12 protein-coding genes are annotated in these 17,122 nt (G+C 64.6%); 9 read left to right on the top strand and 3 right to left on the bottom strand.

Going from position 1 to position 17,122, the window contains the following annotated elements; genetic code table 11:
• From CCOS865_RS15435 to CCOS865_RS15400, 8 genes are all read left to right on the top strand, one after another.
• A partial coding sequence (locus CCOS865_RS15435; RefSeq protein WP_147406516.1) for a tetratricopeptide repeat protein occupies nucleotides 1-167 on the top strand: 167 nt, incomplete at its 5' end.
• The gene (locus CCOS865_RS15430; protein ID WP_119142326.1) at nucleotides 142-417 is read left to right on the top strand and encodes a hypothetical protein; all 276 of its coding nucleotides are present in this window, start codon (nucleotides 142-144) and stop codon (nucleotides 415-417) included. The genes CCOS865_RS15435 and CCOS865_RS15430, both read left to right, overlap by 26 nt.
• A 385-nt stretch (nucleotides 418-802) precedes the next feature.
• Nucleotides 803-1,303 carry a thiol peroxidase gene (gene tpx / locus CCOS865_RS15425; RefSeq protein ID WP_119142324.1) on the top strand — a complete coding sequence of 167 codons (501 nt, stop codon included), beginning with the start codon at nucleotides 803-805 and terminating at the stop codon, nucleotides 1,301-1,303.
• A gap of 268 nt (nucleotides 1,304-1,571) precedes the next feature.
• Nucleotides 1,572-2,840, top strand: a complete 1,269-nt coding sequence (locus CCOS865_RS15420) for an MdtA/MuxA family multidrug efflux RND transporter periplasmic adaptor subunit (protein ID WP_119142322.1) — start codon at nucleotides 1,572-1,574, stop codon at nucleotides 2,838-2,840.
• Nucleotides 2,837-5,935: an MdtB/MuxB family multidrug efflux RND transporter permease subunit gene (locus CCOS865_RS15415; RefSeq protein WP_119142320.1), complete on the top strand. Its 3,099-nt coding sequence runs from the start codon at nucleotides 2,837-2,839 to the stop codon at nucleotides 5,933-5,935. Before CCOS865_RS15420 ends, CCOS865_RS15415 begins: the two co-directional genes overlap by 4 nt.
• The gene (locus tag CCOS865_RS15410) at nucleotides 5,932-9,039 is read left to right on the top strand and encodes an efflux RND transporter permease subunit (RefSeq protein WP_119142318.1); all 3,108 of its coding nucleotides are present in this window, start codon (nucleotides 5,932-5,934) and stop codon (nucleotides 9,037-9,039) included. The genes CCOS865_RS15415 and CCOS865_RS15410 overlap by 4 nt, the downstream gene beginning before the upstream one ends.
• Nucleotides 9,036-10,523, top strand: coding sequence for an efflux transporter outer membrane subunit (locus CCOS865_RS15405; protein WP_119142316.1), 1,488 nt, complete (start codon nucleotides 9,036-9,038; stop codon nucleotides 10,521-10,523). Before CCOS865_RS15410 ends, CCOS865_RS15405 begins: the two co-directional genes overlap by 4 nt.
• A 252-nt stretch (nucleotides 10,524-10,775) precedes the next feature.
• Entirely contained in the window at nucleotides 10,776-12,875 is a 2,100-nt protein-coding gene (locus tag CCOS865_RS15400; RefSeq protein ID WP_119142314.1) for a putative bifunctional diguanylate cyclase/phosphodiesterase, read from the top strand.
• On the opposite strand, the gene srmL is transcribed toward CCOS865_RS15400, so the two are convergent.
• The 3 genes from srmL to CCOS865_RS15385 form a co-directional block, all read right to left on the bottom strand.
• Nucleotides 12,865-14,001, bottom strand: coding sequence for a PheS-related mystery ligase SrmL (srmL, locus tag CCOS865_RS15395; protein WP_119142312.1), 1,137 nt, complete (start codon nucleotides 13,999-14,001; stop codon nucleotides 12,865-12,867). The genes CCOS865_RS15400 and srmL overlap by 11 nt on opposite strands.
• Nucleotides 14,002-14,117: 116 nt before the next feature.
• A complete protein-coding gene (locus tag CCOS865_RS15390; protein ID WP_119142310.1) occupies nucleotides 14,118-14,378 on the bottom strand; it encodes a DUF1652 domain-containing protein in 261 nt (86 codons plus the stop codon).
• Between the two features lie 224 nt (nucleotides 14,379-14,602).
• Entirely contained in the window at nucleotides 14,603-15,250 is a 648-nt protein-coding gene (locus CCOS865_RS15385) for a DUF1345 domain-containing protein (protein ID WP_119142308.1), read from the bottom strand.
• Between the two features lie 233 nt (nucleotides 15,251-15,483).
• Here CCOS865_RS15385 and CCOS865_RS15380 point away from each other — a divergent pair, with 233 nt between their 5' ends.
• Nucleotides 15,484-16,398: a site-specific integrase gene (locus CCOS865_RS15380; protein ID WP_119142306.1), complete on the top strand. Its 915-nt coding sequence runs from the start codon at nucleotides 15,484-15,486 to the stop codon at nucleotides 16,396-16,398.
• Nucleotides 16,399-17,122 lie beyond the last annotated feature (724 nt).

Below are 17,122 nucleotides of genomic sequence, written 5' to 3'. Positions count from 1 at the left end.
CGTTCCAGGCCAGCCGTGAAGAGCTCAAGGTCGACCTGCTGGTACAGCTGGGTCGCGCCGCTGATGCACAGAGTGCATACGAAAAAGCCAAGGCCGCGCTGTCTGATGAAGCCGCGGTCGGTGGCCTGCAACTGAAGCTCGATGACCTGGCCAAAGGGGACGCTTGACGTGATCGGTTGGAAACAAGCAGCAGTGCTGACCCTGGCCGTACTGGCCGCGGGTTGCAGCAGCAACAGCAAGAAGGAACTGCCAATGCAAATTCTGGCGCTGACGCGCTGTACCGCCCTTATAAACAAGCGAGAGCGCAGCGATTCGCCAGCCGCTGCCCTGGCCCTTGATCTGGCTTTTGATCTGGCTCGTGATCTTGATCTACAGCGACTTCAGGAGGCCGAACGGAGGTCTTGCGAAGCGAGGTGACGGCCAGGAAGGCCGGCAAGGGCTGCGGGCCAGGAAGGCCCGTACAGCCCGGTCCTCGCGGGAGCAAGGCCGGAGTGAGGGAACCCGCAGCGCAGCGGAGGGCCGGATGCAGGAGCCAAGACCTTTTGGTTACTTTTGGGGCGTTTGCCAAAAGTGACCCGCCGTAAGGGCGGAAGGGGCCAGCAGCAGCCCCCCATCAACCGGATAAGCCCGACACCCAAAACGCCCCACCCCCGGCAACTATCCCAATAACCGGTAAAGCCCCTTTCTTTGTCCACAAAACCTGTCTGGCAATAGAACAATTTCCATCATACCCATAGGCTTGCCGCCCTCTTCATGCTTAACTCAGTGTCCTTTTCAAACACCCCGCATAAGGATTCCGCTCATGGCTCAAGTGACCCTCAAAGGCAACCCGGTACAGGTCAAAGGCAACCTGCCGCAAGCTGGCGCCCAGGCTCCGGCCTTCTCGCTGGTCGCTGCAGACCTCTCCGACAAGTCGCTCAAGGACTACGCCGGCAAGCGCAAGGTGCTGAACATCTTCCCAAGCGTCGACACCCCGACCTGCGCCACCTCGGTGCGCAAGTTCAACGCCCAGGCCAACGACCTGGCCAACACCGTCGTGCTGTGCGTCTCGGCTGACCTGCCGTTCGCCCAAGCGCGCTTCTGCGGCGCCGAAGGCCTGGAAAACGTCCAGAACCTGTCGACCCTGCGCGGTCGCGAGTTCCTCGAAACCTACGGCGTGGCCATTGCTGACGGCCCGCTGACCGGCCTGGCTGCCCGTGCCGTCGTGGTCCTGGACGAGAACGATAAAGTGCTGCACAGCGAGCTGGTCGGCGAAATCGCCGAAGAGCCGAACTACGAGGCTGTTCTGGCTGTCTTGAAGTAATAGCTGAAGGGGGCTGCTCTGCAGCCCTTCGCGGGTAAACCCGCTCCCACAGGGATTGCGTTGAACCCGCGAAAGGCCGAGCACTGGCCCCGATGCAACACGCTGTAACGGCCTGGACCCTGTTCCAGGCCTTTTTCATTTAAAGTTCATCGTTTTAGCATCGTCAGCCAAAGGTAAATGGCTGGTAAATGCCCTTTGCTTAATCGATATCAGTGCTTATCGTTCACCCTCCCCAAGTCGCCGTTTCCGAACAAGGTCTGTTCAACCCATGCAAGCTTCCGTCTCCCGCTCCCCTCGTCGCTGGCTCATCGGCCTGCTGATCCTGCTACTGGTGGCCCTGTTGGCCTGGTGGCTGTGGCCCGCCGCGTCGGCTCACAAGGAACAGACCGGGCGCATGGGCAAGAATGGTCGCCCAGGTTTTGGCGGTTCGACCGAAGCGGTACCCGTGCGCGTCGAGCCAGTGCGCGTCGGCGACTTCCCGCTGTATTACAAGGCCCTGGGCACGGTCACGGCGAACAACACGGTCAACGTGCGCAGCCGCGTGGCCGGTGAACTGGTCAAGATCCACTTCAAGGAAGGCCAGACCGTCAAGGCCGGCGACCTGCTGGCCGAAATAGACCCGCGCAGCTACCGCATCGCCCTGCAGCAGGCCGAAGGCACCCTGGCACAGAACCAGGCGCAGCTGAAAAACGCCCAGGTCGACGTCGCCCGCTATAAAGGCCTGTATGCCGAAGACAGCATCGCCAAGCAGACGCTCGACACCGCCGTCGCCCAGGTCGCACAGTTCCAGGGCCTGGTGCAGACCAACCAGGCCGCCGTCAGCGATGCCCGCCTGAACCTCGAATTCACCCAGATCCGTGCGCCGATCAACGGCCGCGTCGGCCTGCGCCAGCTCGACCTGGGCAACCTGGTCGCGGCCAACGACACCACCGCGCTGGTGGTGATCACCCAGACCGAGCCGATCAGCGTCGCCTTCACCCTGCCGGAAACCGAGCTGACCACCGTGCTCGAGCGCTACCGCAGCGGCGCGGCCTTGCCGGTCGAAGCCTGGGACCGTAGCGACAGCAAGCTGCAGTCCAGCGGTGTGCTCGGCAGCCTCGACAACCAGATCGACACCACCACCGGCACCCTGAAGTTCAAGGGCCGCTTCGAAAACAAGGACCAGGCGCTGTTCCCCAACCAGTTCGTCAACGTGCGCCTGCTCGCCGACACCCTCAAGAACGTGGTGATGGCCCCGGCCGCGGCGATCCAGTTCGGCAACGACGGCACCTTTGCCTATGTGGTCAACGCCGACAACAAGGTCAGCGTGCGCAAGCTCAAGGTCGGCGCCAGCGATGGCCAGAACAGCGTGATTCTCGAAGGCCTGGCGGCCGGCGACCGGTTGGTGCTGGAAGGCACTGACCGCCTGCGCGAAGGCACCGCCGTGGACGTGGTCGAAGACAGCTCGCAAGTGCCGACCACCCCCGGCCAGCACCTGCAAGGCCAGGACAGCAAGGGTTCGATCGAAGCAGGCACGCCGGGCAAGGCGGGCGCATGAACCTCTCGCGCCTGTTCATTCTCCGCCCGGTCGCCACCACGCTGAGCATGCTGGCCATCGTCCTGGCCGGCCTGATCGCCTACAAACTGCTGCCGGTCGCGGCCTTGCCGCAGGTCGATTACCCGACCATCCGGGTCATGACTCTGTACCCTGGCGCCAGCCCGCAGGTGATGACCAGCGCGGTCACCGCGCCGCTGGAGCGCCAGTTCGGCCAGATGCCGGGCCTGACCCAGATGGCCTCGACCAGCTCGGGCGGGGCGTCGGTGCTGACCCTGCGCTTCAGCCTGGACATGAACATGGACGTCGCCGAGCAACAGGTGCAGGCCGCGATCAACGCCGCCAGCAACCTGCTGCCCAGCGACCTGCCGGCGCCCCCGGTGTACAACAAGGTCAACCCGGCCGACACCCCGGTGCTGACCCTGGCCATCTCATCCAAGACCATGCCGCTGCCCAAGCTCAACGACCTGGTCGATACCCGGGTGGCGCAGAAGCTCGCGCAGATCAGCGGCGTGGGCATGGTCAGCATTGCCGGCGGCCAGCGCCAGGCGTTGCGGATCAAGGTCAACGTCGACGCCCTGGCGGCCAACGGCCTCAACCTTGAAGACGTGCGCACCCTGGTCGGTGCGTCCAACGTCAACCAGCCGAAAGGCAACTTCGACGGCCCGACCCGGGTGTCGATGCTCGACGCCAACGACCAGCTGCGTTCGCCCGAGGAATACGCCAACCTCATCTTGGCCTACACCAACGGTGCGCCGTTGCGCCTGAAGGACGTCGCCGAAATCGTCGACGGCGCCGAAAACGAGCGCCTGGCGGCCTGGGCCAACGAGAACCAGGCGGTGCTGCTGAACATCCAGCGCCAGCCGGGTGCCAACGTCATCGAAGTGGTCGACCGGATCAAGCAACTGCTGCCGTCGATCACCGACAACCTGCCGGCCGGCCTCGACGTGATGGTGCTCACTGATCGCACCCAGACCATCCGCGCCGCCGTCACCGACGTCCAGCATGAGCTGCTGATCGCCATCGTCCTGGTGGTGCTGGTGACGTTCCTGTTCCTGCGCCGCGTGAGCGCCACGATCATTCCGTCGATCGCCGTGCCGCTGTCGCTGATCGGTACCTTCGGTGTGATGTACCTGGCCGGCTTCTCGATCAACAACCTGACGTTGATGGCGCTGACCATCGCCACCGGCTTCGTGGTGGACGATGCGATCGTCATGCTGGAGAACATTTCCCGGCACATCGAAGAAGGCGAAACGCCGATGCAGGCCGCGCTCAAGGGCGCCCGGCAGATCGGCTTCACGCTGATCTCGCTGACCTTCTCGCTGATCGCGGTACTGATCCCGCTGCTGTTCATGGCCGATGTGGTCGGCCGGCTGTTCCGCGAATTCGCCATCACCCTGGCGGTGGCGATCCTGATTTCGCTGGTGGTGTCGCTGACCCTGACCCCGATGATGTGCGCACGCCTGCTCAAGCGCGAGCCCAAGCCAGAGGAGCAGGGCCGCTTCTACCGTGCCAGCGGCGCCTGGATCGACTGGATGATCGAGCACTACGGCCGCGGCCTGCAGTGGGTCCTGCGGCATCAGCCGCTGACCCTGCTGGTGGCGGTCGGCACCATGGTGCTGACCGTGGTGCTGTACATGGCGGTGCCCAAGGGCTTCTTCCCGGTGCAGGACACCGGCGTCATCCAGGGCATCTCCGAAGCCCCGCAATCGACCTCGTTCGCGGCCATGAGCGAGCGCCAGCAGTCGCTGAGCAAGGTCATCCTGCAGGACCCGGCGGTGCAGAGCCTGTCGTCCTACATCGGCGTCGATGGCGACAACGCCACGCTCAACAGTGGCCGCCTGCTGATCAACCTCAAGCCCCACGGCGAGCGGGATGTCACCGCCAGCGAGGTGATCAGCCGCCTGCAGCCACAGCTCGACAGGCTGGTCGGCATCCGCCTGTTCATGCAGCCGGTGCAGGACCTGAGCATCGAAGACCGGGTCAGCCGCACCCAGTACCAGTTCAGCCTGTCTTCGCCCGACGCCGACCTGTTGTCAGCGTGGAGCGGCAAGCTGGTGCAGGCCTTGCAGCAGCGCCCGGAGCTCAGGGACGTGGCCAGCGACCTGCAGGACAAAGGCCTGCAGGTGTACCTGGTGATCGACCGCGACATGGCCAGCCGCCTGGGGATCAACGTTTCGCAGATCACCAACGCGCTGTATGACGCCTTTGGCCAACGGCAGATCTCGACCATCTACACCCAGGCCAGCCAGTACCGGGTGGTGTTGCAGTCGCAGGCCGCTGCCAGCATCGGCCCGGCCGCGCTGGAGTCGATCCACGTCAAAGCCACCGACGGCGGCCAGGTGCGCCTGTCGGCGCTGGCGCGCATCGAGCAGCGTCAGGCACAGCTGGCGATCTCGCATATCGGCCAGTTCCCGGCGGTGATGATGTCGTTCAACCTGGCCCACGGCGTCGCCCTGGGCGAGGCGGTGCAGGCCATCGAGCAGGTGCAGCAGGAGATCGGCATGCCGGTCGGTGTGCAGACCCGCTTCCAGGGCGCCGCCGAAGCCTTCCAGGCGTCGCTGTCGAGCACATTGCTGTTGATCCTGGCGGCAGTGGTGACCATGTACATCGTGCTCGGCGTGCTCTACGAGAGCTACGTGCACCCGGTGACCATCCTCTCCACCTTGCCCTCGGCGGCGGTCGGCGCCTTGCTGGCGCTGATCCTCAGTGGCAACGACCTGGGCATGATCGCGATCATCGGCATCATTCTGCTGATCGGTATCGTCAAGAAGAACGCGATCATGATGATCGACTTCGCCCTCGAGGCCGAGCGCAACCAGGGCATGAGCCCGCACGATGCGATCTACCAGGCCGCGCTGCTGCGCTTCCGGCCGATCCTGATGACCACCCTGGCCGCACTGTTCGGCGCCGTGCCACTGATGCTCGCCAGCGGCTCCGGCGCCGAGCTGCGCCAGCCGCTGGGCCTGGTGATGGTCGGCGGGCTGCTGGTCAGCCAGGTGCTGACGCTGTTCACCACGCCGGTGATCTACCTGTACTTCGACCGCCTGGCGCGGCGCTGGCGCCCGGCCACTGACGCCAAGCAGGCCGAGGCATGAACCTGTCCGGACCGTTCATTCGCCGGCCCGTAGCGACCCTGCTGCTGAGCCTGGCGATCATGCTGCTGGGCGGCGTCAGCTTCGGCCTGTTGCCGGTGGCGCCGCTGCCGCAGATGGACTTCCCGGTCATCGTGGTGTCGGCCAACCTGTCTGGCGCCAGCCCCGAAGTGATGGCCTCGACCGTGGCCACGCCGCTGGAGCGCAAGCTCGGCGCCATCGCCGGTGTCACCACGCTCACCAGCAGTTCCAACCAGGGCTCGACCCGGGTGATCATCGGCTTCGAGCAAGGGCGCGACGTCGACGGCGCCGCGCGCGAAGTGCAGGCGGCGATCAACGCCACCCGCAACCTGCTGCCGAGCGGCATGCGCAGCATGCCCACGTACAAGAAGATCAACCCGTCGCAGGCGCCGATCATGGTCCTGTCGCTGACCTCGGACGTGCTGCAGAAAGGCCAGCTGTACGACCTGGCCGACACCATCCTGTCGCAGAGCCTGGCCCAGGTCAGCGGGGTAGGGGAAGTGCAGATCGGCGGCAGCTCGCTGCCGGCGGTGCGCATCTCGCTGGAACCGCAGCTGCTCAACCAGTACGCGCTGTCGCTCGACGAAGTGCGCACCGCGGTGGCCAACGCCAACCAGCGCCGGCCGATGGGCTTTGTCGAGGATGCCGAGCGCAGCTGGCAAGTGCGCGCCAATGACCAGCTGGAAAAGGCCAAGGACTACGAGCCGCTGGTGATCCGCCAGACCGACGGCTCGATACTGCGCCTGTCCGATGTGGCGACGGTCATCGACAGCGTCGAGAACCGCTACAACAGCGGCTTCTTCAACGACGAGAGCGCAGTGTTGCTGGTGGTCAACCGGCAGAACAACGCCAACATCATCGAGACCGTCGAGCAGATCAAGGCGCAGCTGCCGGCGCTGCAGTCGTTGATGCCGGCGAGTGTCAAACTGAACATCGCCATGGACCGCTCGCCGGTGATCAAGGCGACCTTGAAGGAAGCCGAACACACCCTGCTGATCGCCGTGGTGCTGGTGATCCTGGTGGTCTACCTGTTCCTCGGCAACTTCCGCGCTTCGCTGATCCCGAGCCTCGCCGTACCGGTGTCGCTGGTGGGCACCTTCGCGATCATGTACCTGTGCGGGTTCTCCCTCAACAACCTGTCGTTGATGGCGCTGATCCTCGCCACCGGGCTGGTGGTGGACGACGCCATCGTGGTTCTGGAGAACATTTCCCGGCACATCGAGAAGGGCGTGCCGCCCATGCGCGCGGCGTTCATCGGCGCCAAGGAAGTCGGCTTCACCTTGCTCTCGATGAACGTCTCGCTGGTGGCGGTGTTCGTCTCGATCCTGTTCATGGGCGGCATCGTCCGAAGCCTGTTCCAGGAGTTCTCGATCACCCTGGCGGCCGCGATCATCGTCTCCCTGGTGGTGTCGCTGACGTTGACGCCGATGCTCTGTGCGCGCTGGCTGAAACCTCACCAGCAGGAGCAGAACCGCCTGCAGCGCTGGAGCGACCGGCTTCACCAGCGCATGGTCGGCGGTTATGACCGCAGCCTGGGCTGGGTGCTGCGCCACCGGCGCCTGACCCTGGTCAGCCTGCTGGTGACCATCGGCGTCAACGTCGCGCTTTACGTGGTGGTGCCCAAGACCCTCATGCCGCAGCAGGACACCGGCCAGCTGATGGGCTTTGTCCGGGGTGACGATGGCCTGTCGTTCACGGTGATGCAGCCGAAGATGGAAATCTACCGCCGTGCGCTGCTCGCCGACCCGGCGGTGCAGAGCGTGGCTGGCTTCATTGGCGGCAACAGCGGCACCAACAACGCCATGGTCATTGTCCGCCTCAAGCCGATCGCCGAGCGCAAGCTCAACGCCCAGCAGGTCATCGAACGCCTGCGCAAGGAGATGCCCAAGGTGCCCGGTGGGCGGCTGTTCCTGATGGCCGACCAGGACCTGCAACTGGGCGGCGGTGGCCGTGACCAGAGCAGTTCGCAGTACCTGTACACCCTGCAAAGCGGCGACCTGGCGGCACTGCGCGAGTGGTTCCCGAAGGTCACCGCGGCCTTGCGCGCGTTGCCTGAGCTGACCGCCATCGACGCCCGTGACGGCGCCGGTACCCAGCAAGTGACGCTGGTGGTCGACCGTGACCAGGCCAAGCGCCTGGGCATCGACATGGACATGGTCACTTCGGTGCTCAACAACGCCTACAGCCAGCGGCAGATCTCGACCATCTACGACAGCCTCAACCAGTACCAGGTGGTGTTGGAGATCAACCCCAAGTACGCCTGGGACCCCAGCACCCTGGAGCAGGTCCAGGTGATTACCGCAGACGGTGCCCGTGTGCCGCTCTCGGCCTTCGCCCGCTACGAGAACAGCCTGGCCAATGACCGCGTCAGCCACGAAGGCCAGTTCGCCTCCGAAGACATCGCCTTCGACGTGGCCGAGGGCTACAGCCCCGACCAGGCCATGGCCGCGGTCGAGCGCTCGGTGGCCAGGCTCGGCCTGCCCGAAGAGGTCATCGCCAAGCTCGGCGGCACCGCCGATGCCTTCACCAAGACCCAGGAAGGCCAGCCGTTGATGATCCTCGGCGCCCTGGTGCTGGTGTACCTGGTGCTGGGCATCCTGTATGAAAGCTACATTCACCCGCTGACCATTCTCTCGACCCTGCCGTCGGCCGGGGTCGGGGCGTTGCTGGCGATGTACGTGACCGGCGGCGAGTTCAGCCTGATCTCGCTGCTGGGCTTGTTCCTGCTGATCGGTGTGGTGAAGAAGAACGCCATTCTGATGATCGACCTGGCCTTGCAACTGGAGCGCCACGAGGGCCTCAGCCCGGAGGAGTCGATCCGCCGTGCCTGCCTGCTGCGCCTGCGGCCGATCCTGATGACCACGATCGCCGCCATCCTCGGCGCGCTGCCCTTGCTGCTGAGCAACGCCGAAGGCGCCGAGATGCGCCAGCCGCTGGGCCTGACGATCATTGGCGGCCTGGTCTTCAGCCAGGTCCTGACCCTTTATACGACGCCCGTGGTCTACCTCTACCTCGACCACCTGCGCCATCGATTCAACCGTTGGCGCGGTGTGCGCACCGACGCTGCCCTGGATACTCCGCTATGAACTTTGCCCTGACTCCACTTCACCGTGCCCTGCAGCCGTTGGGCCGTGGTCGCGGCTCACGACTGCTCGGCGCCAGCCTGTGCGCCTTGATGCTCAGCGCCTGTAGCCTGAGCCCGGACTACCATCGGCCAGAAATGAGTACCCCGGCGCAGTTCAAGCAGGCCGAAGGCTGGACCCAGGCCAAGCCGTCCGACGCGATTGCCCGCGGGGCGTGGTGGGAGCTGTACGGCGACGCCGGGCTCAACGCCCTGGTCGAGGAGCTCAACCGTAGCAACCAGACGGTGGCCCAGTACGAGGCGCAATACCGCCAGGCCACGGCGCTGATCCGCAGCAGCCGTGCTTCGCTGTTCCCCAGCCTCGAGCTGTCGGCCGGCAAGACCCGTTCGGCACAGGGCACCGGCAGCAGCAGTTCGAGCCTGTCGAACAACAGCAGCGGCATCCGCAACACCTACAACACGCAACTCGGCGTGAGTTGGGAAATCGACCTGTGGGGCAAGCTGCGCGAGACCCTCAATGCTGACGAAGCCAGCGCCGAGGCAAGCTTTGCCGACCTCGCGGCGATTCGCCTGAGCCTGCAGTCCGAGCTGGTGCAGAACTACCTGCAACTGCGCGTGATCGACGAACAGAAGCGCTTGCTCGAGGCCACCGTGGCCGCGTACCAGCGCTCGTTGAAAATGACTGAAAACCAGTACCGCGCCGGGGTGTCCGGGCCGGATGCAGTGGCCCAGGCGCGCACTCAGCTGAAGAGCACCCAGGCCGACCTGATCGACCTGATCTGGCAACGCGCGCAGTACGAGAACGCCATTGCCGTGCTGATGGGCAAGGCCCCGGCCAATTTCGCCCTGGCTGACAGCCAGTCGATCCCGGCCTTGCCGCAGATCCCGGTGGCGTTGCCGTCGCAACTGCTCGAGCGGCGCCCGGACATCGCCTCGGCCGAGCGCAAGGTGATGGCCGCCAACTCGACCATCGGCGTGGCCCGTGCCGCGTACTTCCCCGACCTCAGCCTGAGCATGACCGGCGGTTACTCCAGCAGCAGTTTCAGCAATTGGGTCGAGCTGCCCAACCGCTTCTGGTCGGTGGGGCCGTCACTGGCGCTGACCCTGTTCGATGCCGGCAAGCGCAGCGCCGAGGTCGACCGCACCGTGGCAGTCTACGACCAGACCGTGGCGCAGTATCGCCAGGCCGTGCTCGATGGCTTCAAAGAAGTCGAGAACTACCTGGTCCAGCTCAAGGTGTACGGCGATGAAGCCGTGGTGCGCCAGGAAGCCCTGGACGCTGCGCGCGAGTCGCTGCGCTTGACCGAGAACCAGTACCGCGCCGGGCTGATCGGCTACCTGGATGTGGTCAACGTGCAGACCACTGCGCTTAGCAACGAACGCAGCGTGCTGACCCTGCTGCAGGGGCGGCTGGTGGCCAGCGTGCAGTTGATCGCGGCGTTGGGCGGTGGCTGGGATACCCAGCAGGCGTTTGCCGAGCAGGAGTGATGCGGCTTCGGGGTGCCTCAGCGCCCCATCGCCAAGCACCGTGCTGCGTAAGCCAGCCCACGTGGGCGCTGGCTTGCCCTGCGATGGGCCGCAGGGCGGCCCCAGGATCTTCAGCGAACACTGACAGCAGGCGCACTGTTCACTAAAATTGGATCCATTTTCATTCAGCAAAACCCCGTGCGTTTCGCCAAAGCTTGAGTACAATCATCGGCTTTTGCCCGGGACTTTGATGGCCCGCTGCTGGAAGTCGACATGCTGATCGGTAGCTACTCCTCCTCGCTGGTGTTGATCTCGCTGTGCGTGGCCATCCTCGCGTCCTATACGGCCCTCGACCTGACCGGGCGAATCGCCACGGCCAAGGGGCGGGCGGTATTCCTGTGGATGAGCGGCGGGGCGCTGGCCATGGGCGTCGGCATCTGGTCGATGCACTTCATCGGCATGCTCGCCTTCAGCCTGCCGATCAACCTCGGCTATGACCTGACGCTGACCGCGCTGTCGCTGTTGATCGCAGTCTTGTCGTCAGGCTTTGCCCTGTGGCTGATCGCCCAGCCCACCTTGCCGGTGCTGCAACTGGCCTTCGGCGCGCTGATCATGGGTGCGGGCATCAGCAGCATGCACTACATGGGCATGGCGGCCCTGCGCATGCAGCCGGGCATCGATTACGACCCGACGCTGTTCGGCAGCTCGCTGGCGATCGCCGTGGGCGCCTCGGCGGCGGCATTGTGGATCGCCTTCCGGCTGCGCCAGCACACCCCCTATGTGCGGCAGATCCGCGGCGCGGCGGCGGTGCTGATGGGCATCGCCATCGTCGGCATGCACTACACCGGCATGGCGGCGGCGAACTTCCCCGAGGGCAGTTTTTGCGGCGCGCTGGACGGCGGCCTGAGCGGCGATGGCCTGGACTACGTGGTGCTGATCACGACCCTGGCGGTGCTCTCGGTGGCGCTGCTGACCTCGGTGCTCGATGCGCGCCTGGAGGCGCGCACCGCCGAGCTGGCGCGCTCGCTGACGCTGGCCAACCAGGAGCTGACCCAACTGGCCCTGCACGACACGCTGACCGGCTTGCCCAACCGCACCTTGCTCGCCGACCGCATCGACCAGGCGATCGGCAAGGTGGCGGAGCAGGGCGGTTGTTTCGCCCTGATGTTCATCGACCTGGATGGCTTCAAACCGGTCAACGACGCCTTTGGCCACCATGTCGGCGACCAGTTGCTCAAAGCCGTGGCCACGCGCCTGCGCGGCCATCTGCACAGCCAGGACACCCTGGCGCGAATCGGTGGCGACGAGTTTGTCCTGCTGGTCGAGCTGCAGGCGCTGGAAGACGCCATGGACGTGGCGGTCAAGCAGGTCAACCTGGTCTCGCGGCCATTCCGCATTGCCGAGCATGACCTGCAACTGACCGCCAGCCTGGGTATCGTGCTCTATCCCGGCAATGGCCTGGACCAGCTGGAGCTGCTGCGCAACGCCGACGCGGCGATGTACCACGCCAAGAATGGCGGCAAGAACGGCTACAGCTTCTTCGACGTATCGATGAACAGCAACGCCCGCCAGCAGCTGCAACTGCTCCAGGACCTGCGCACGGCGGTCGAGGAAGGCCAGTTCTGCCTGCATTACCAGCCCAAGTTCGACGCCGCGCTGCGCCAGCCTATCGGTGCCGAAGCCTTGCTGCGCTGGGAGCACCCGCAACACGGCCTGCTGCTGCCCGACCGGTTCATCAGCCTGGCCGAGAAGACCGGCCTGATCATCCCCATCGGCGAGTGGGTGCTGGATGAAGCGTGCCGGCAGATGCGCGAGTGGGTCGAGCAGGGCCATGGCGACTGGCGGATCGCGGTCAACCTCTCGGCCATCCAGTTCTGCCACGCCGGCCTGGTCGACAGCGTTGCCAGGGCCTTGCAGAGCAATCGTCTGCCCGCCAACCGGCTGACCCTGGAAATCACCGAGACCACTGCCATGCGCGACGCCGATGCCAGCCTGACGGTGCTGCAGAAGCTTTCCGACATGGGCGTGGACATCTCCATCGACGACTTCGGTACGGGCTACTCGAGCCTGATGTACCTCAAGCGCCTGCCGGCCAACGAACTGAAGATCGACCGCGGCTTCGTCCGCGACCTGGAGCATGACAGCGATGACGCGGCGATCGTCTCGGCCATCGTTGCCCTCGGCCAGGCCCTGGGCCTGCGCATCGTCGCCGAAGGCGTCGAGACCGATCGCCAGCAGGACTTCCTCACCCGGCTGGGCTGCGATTCGTTGCAGGGCTACCTGATGGGCCGGCCGGTGCCGGCCGAGCAGTTCATGCTCGACCTGCAACAGGCGCGGGGTGGCGCAGCGCCGGAAGAGGCCATCAGCAGTTGAGACGGTAGCCACCGCCAGGCGTGCCCTCGTGCAGGGCAACCTGGAGGTCTTCGTAGAGCTGATTGGCTTCCGGCGCGGTGATCGAGCGAGAGCTGTCGCGCAGAACGATGCCCAGCAATACGTTCTCCTGCCCGGGCAGTAACCCCAGTCTCTGCCTGGCCAGTTCTGGCAGGCTGTCACCCGGCCAACGCCCCTTGATCACCACTTCCTCGATCCAATTGGCCCTCGCGCCGGCTGCGGCGAGGAGCTTTTCGGTGATGGCCTCTTCGGTCTGATCGCAGGTCAATGCCAGCGACATGTCGCGCCGCGTCGAAGGCAGGCGCGAGATCGCACTCCAAGGTGACAGGTCGTGCATCTGGGCTTGCACCTTGGGGTGTGCATCCCTCAACAGGCGAATGTCGGGGATGCCCTTGCGCAACATCACCAGGCGATCCAGCCCCATACCGAGCGCCAGGCCGCCGTGCTGTTCGGGGTCGATGCCGAGACGCCGCAACAACGAGGGAGCGATCCGTCCGCATTCAAGGACTTCGACCGCCCGTTCGCCCAGCAGCATGTTCACTTCGATGCCGTCCTCCGTGTAGTGGTGAGGGCTCACCGAGTGCACCCAGTCCAGATCTGGCACGGCGCATTGGAGGATGTCGCCCACCAGGCGCAGCAGGAGATCCACGGTTGCCTCGGCGCTGTCGCACAGGACCCAGATATCCATCTGGTGGGGCTCTGCGCAGTGCCAGTTGTCACGTGAGTCACGCCTGAAGGTGATACCCGGCGCGGCGAGCAACAGGCGTTCACCTGCACGCCGCTGCCCGGCAGCCTGCTGCAGGGCAACAGGAATGCGGCTGGTGGTCTGGGTGCGCAGCAGGGTGTGCTCGGTCACCCAGCGGGTGTGTGCACTGCCGAGCGTGACTTCATCCGCCGTATAGCCGAGCAGACCGTAGTTTTCCTCAGCGGTTACGACACGTGGCCCGCTGACAAGCTCGGCCTGTGGCCATCCCTTGTTGCCAAGGTGCTCGAGTATTTCGTTGAGGAGGAGATTGATGGCGTGTGGGTTGGCAACGCTTTCGGTGAGGTCGGGTAAGTCGAGGGCAGCTTGAAGCTTATCTGCGCAGATGCATGTTTTGAGCGTCATCAGGATTCGCCTGCCTGCTAGTGTCGAACGAATCTAGAGGCTGGTTTACCAGGGCAGCAATAGGCTGGATGAGAATCAGAAGTGGCTGTAGGAATTGTCTTCAGACACTTCCTAAGCTAGACCGCATCGCGCAGGGTAAACAACGGCACGAATGCCGCCATTTCATCCTCGACCGCTTCGATGATGCGTTCGACGTCGGCCGCGGCCATGATCGCTGCGCAGGGGATGCCGGCGATGGCCAATACCGTTTCACCGGTGGCGCGGTCGAAGAGGCGGGCGATCATGCTGCGCGGGGCATCCATGCTGGCCTCGAAGCCCAAGGGGTGGAAGTGCCAACGCATCACCTGGCAGGCGTTGGGGAACGTCATCTTGTTCATGCCAGCCTCCTTTCCTTGTAGCGGAACGCGGTGATCGTGGGGCGGCGCATTGGGCCGTTGGACTGTAACGATAGCATCTGCCTTGGCAGTGTCTCGCAGAAAATATGACAAATGTGCCAATGCATGACACCGGTCACAGCGGGCCAGGGCGTGCACAGCGCGGGTTGGCGAACGCAAACGTTTTCGGCGGCGGCGCTTTCAGATCAACGGTAGGGAGCTACTCATCAGCCCAGCAACCCGGCGGCGATATTGATGGTGATGCCGATGATGGCCGTGTTGAATACGAAGCCGACCAGCGAGTGGGCCAGGACTACCCGGCGCAGGGCGCGGCTGGCGACGCCGACGTCGGAGGTCTGTACCGCCACGTTGAGGGTGAAGGAGAAGTAGTGGAAGTCCCAGTAGTCCGGGTTGCGTTCGCCTTCGGCGAAGCGCAGGGGTGGCTCCGTCCCTGTGTGGGTATAGAACAGGCGGGCGTAATGCAGACTGAAGATGCAGCCGATCATCAGCCATGAGCCTGCCACGGTGAACACGGTATAGAGGTAATGCATGGCCAGCGCAGCGCCCTGTAGGTCAGGGCTGGCGCCAAGCTCCAGTACCACGGCGGCGAGGCTGGCGATGGCTGCGATGCACACGGTGAACAGCACGAGGCCGGCGTTTTCGTCTTCGACCTGGGCCACCTTGCGCACCTTGGTCGGGGTGGCCGTGCATGTCAGCCAGGCGACCAGCAGCAGATACAGCCAGACGCCCAGGTTCCAGCCGGCGAGCAGGTGCTGGATCAGGTCGTCGGCGGGTATCAGCCAGCCGCCAATGACGCCGGCGAGGGTGGCGATGCTCAAGCGGGGATGGGTGCGGGTCAGCCGGTGGAAAGCCATGGGGCCTCGTTGCGGGCGGGTCTGGGTTGCACTCTAGACCATCGGTTGGGCGCGGAGTTGGACGGGCTGCACAGCAGGCGAAGCCTGTTTGCGGTACCATTCCTGCCCACGCCATTCAGAAAAGTCTTGTATATCAGGATGATGGCAACGCATCGGGTCTGGCTGAGGGTTGCTTTCAGTTGTCCATCTGACCGGGTCCGAGTGACGCGCTTCACAGTAATAGGATTCACGTTTTGTCCGACCTCCTGCACAAGCCCCTGCTGCAGTACCTGGCGCGTCTGGCGCCTTCCAGCCAGTTGACCATGCGCTACATCCTCCAGGATGCCGCTGACCGTCTGGGCTTCGTCGACTGCGACATCGCCGATGTGCCATGGCACCGGCTCGAGCCCGGCCACGTCATCGGCCTGGTGGCAGCCCTGCGCAGTGACGACTACGCGCCCAATACCTCGTCGCTGTATGTCAACGCGGTGCGCGGGGTGATGAACGAGGCCTGGCGCCAGGGCCTGATCGATCACGAGCAGTTGCTGCGCATCCGCGAGGTCAAGCCGGCGACCGGCACGCGACTACCGCCCGGGCGCAACCTGCGCCGCAGCCTGATCCGTGAGCTGATGGAGGTCTGTGCCGCCGACCCGCGGCCCCAAGGCGTGCGTGATGCGGCGATCATTGCGCTGTTGTACGGCACGGGTATGCGCAAGTCGGAGTCGGTGGACATCGACCTGGCGCAGGTGGATTTCGCGGGGCGTAGCCTGCAAGTGGTGGGCAAGGGCAACCGGCAGTTGGTCAAGTACGCACCGGCCTGGGCGTTCGAGAAGCTGCAGGCGTGGCTGGACCTGCGCCGTGCGCAGCTGGGCGAGGGTGAGGCTGATGATGAGTTCCTGTTCAACCGCATCCGTCGCGGCAATCACATCACCCGGGCGCGCATCACCAAGCATGCCATCTACTACATCGCGCGGCAGCGGGGCGCACAGGTGGGGGTGAAGATCATGCCGCATGATTTCCGTCGGGCGTTCATTACCCGGGTAATCGAAGAGCATGACCTGTCGATTGCCCAGAAGCTGGCGCACCATGCCAATATCCAGACCACTGCGGCGTATGACCGACGTGATGATAATGAGCGGCGGCGGGCTGTGGATCGGTTCGACTACTGACCTGTAGCGGCTGACCTGGCCCCCGCACCGGTCCGGCGCCCAGGCCAGGCCGCTCCCACGCCGGCTGCGTGATGCCCATGTTTTTTGCGTGTGTTCGGTGTGGATGCGTTGGGCTTTTTGGGGCTTATCCGTTCGATGTGGTGGCGCTTATGGCCCCTTCCGCCCTTACGGCGGGTCACTTTTTTTCTTGGAAAAAAGTAACCAAAAACCGCCGGCTCCCACATACGGCCCTCCGCTGCGCTGCGGGTTCCCTCACTCCGGTCTTGCTCCCGCGAGGACCGCGCTGTACGGGCCTTCCTGGCCCGCAGCCCTTGCCGGCCATCCATGGCCGTCACCTCGCTTCGCAAGACCTCCGTTCGGCCTCCTGAGGTCGCCAAGTTAGGGTGGTGCCTGGGCTGGCGTTATCTTCGATAGTGGCAATGGTGGTGGATATTCGGGCCCTTTCGCGGGGCAAGCCCGCTCCCACAGGATCTCCGATGACCGAACGAGCGACTCTATCCTGTGGGAGCGGACTTGCCCCGCGAAGAGGCCGGGACTGCCAATGCAAATTCTGGCGCTGACGCGCTGTACCGCCCTTATAAACCCGCGAGAGCGCAGCGATTCGCCACACGTTGCCCAGGCCCTTGAACTTGAGCTTTCCCTTGATCTGGGTTGTTATCTTGATTTACTTCGACTTCACGAGGCCGGAAGGAGGTCTTGCGGTGCGAGGTGACGGCCAGGAAGG

Source organism: Pseudomonas reidholzensis (genome assembly GCF_900536025.1).
GTDB lineage: Bacteria > Pseudomonadota > Gammaproteobacteria > Pseudomonadales > Pseudomonadaceae > Aquipseudomonas > Aquipseudomonas reidholzensis.
This window is presented reverse-complemented; position numbering and strand designations above follow the sequence as displayed.

Excerpts from the sequence above, each read along its gene's own strand:
- CCOS865_RS15430 (WP_119142326.1), top strand. The coding sequence starts at position 142 with ATGACCTGGCCAAAGGGGACGCTTGACGTGATCGGTTGGAAACAAGCA.
- tpx (WP_119142324.1), top strand. The coding sequence starts at position 803 with ATGGCTCAAGTGACCCTCAAAGGCAACCCGGTACAGGTCAAAGGCAAC.
- CCOS865_RS15420 (WP_119142322.1), top strand. The coding sequence starts at position 1,572 with ATGCAAGCTTCCGTCTCCCGCTCCCCTCGTCGCTGGCTCATCGGCCTG.
- CCOS865_RS15415 (WP_119142320.1), top strand. The coding sequence starts at position 2,837 with ATGAACCTCTCGCGCCTGTTCATTCTCCGCCCGGTCGCCACCACGCTG.
- CCOS865_RS15410 (WP_119142318.1), top strand. The coding sequence starts at position 5,932 with ATGAACCTGTCCGGACCGTTCATTCGCCGGCCCGTAGCGACCCTGCTG.
- CCOS865_RS15405 (WP_119142316.1), top strand. The coding sequence starts at position 9,036 with ATGAACTTTGCCCTGACTCCACTTCACCGTGCCCTGCAGCCGTTGGGC.
- CCOS865_RS15400 (WP_119142314.1), top strand. The coding sequence starts at position 10,776 with ATGCTGATCGGTAGCTACTCCTCCTCGCTGGTGTTGATCTCGCTGTGC.
- srmL (WP_119142312.1), bottom strand. The coding sequence starts at position 14,001 with ATGACGCTCAAAACATGCATCTGCGCAGATAAGCTTCAAGCTGCCCTC.
- CCOS865_RS15390 (WP_119142310.1), bottom strand. The coding sequence starts at position 14,378 with ATGAACAAGATGACGTTCCCCAACGCCTGCCAGGTGATGCGTTGGCAC.
- CCOS865_RS15385 (WP_119142308.1), bottom strand. The coding sequence starts at position 15,250 with ATGGCTTTCCACCGGCTGACCCGCACCCATCCCCGCTTGAGCATCGCC.